Below are 384 nucleotides of genomic sequence, written 5' to 3' on the forward strand. Positions count from 1 at the left end.
CTTATTGACTGGACCGCCCATATCGAAGCTGACCATGAGGCCAATGATGATAGCGAGGACGGTTATCGACGACGTTGTCATGCTGGCCAGGAAGTGGGTTAACCCGTTAAACAGGGCAGCTAGCGGACGGCCGAGCACATAGACGTACAGCAGCGAGACGATCGCAGTGCCGAAAATCGGGACGATCAGGATCGGCACGATCGGCTTGACGTACTCGTGCCACGGGATCTTCCTCATCCACTTGGCGACGTAGCCAGCGATGAAGCCGATAACGATGGCACCGATAAATCCGGTATTGAGGCCGGTCTTTGTGCCACCGGGGCCTGTTGTTGTCAGGTAGGGAAACTGTGCGCCGCTATTGGCGATGAAACCGGAGACCATACC

Annotated in this window: 1 protein-coding gene; it reads right to left on the bottom strand. The window is 56.5% G+C overall.

What is annotated here, in order from left to right:
• Positions 1 to 384: PTS transporter subunit EIIC (locus tag NQ018_RS11355; protein ID WP_257061035.1), on the bottom strand; the 384-nt coding region annotated here is incomplete at both ends.

Origin of the sequence: Corynebacterium kozikiae, assembly GCF_024580965.1 — a bacterium.
In the GTDB taxonomy this organism is placed as follows: domain Bacteria; phylum Actinomycetota; class Actinomycetes; order Mycobacteriales; family Mycobacteriaceae; genus Corynebacterium; species Corynebacterium kozikiae.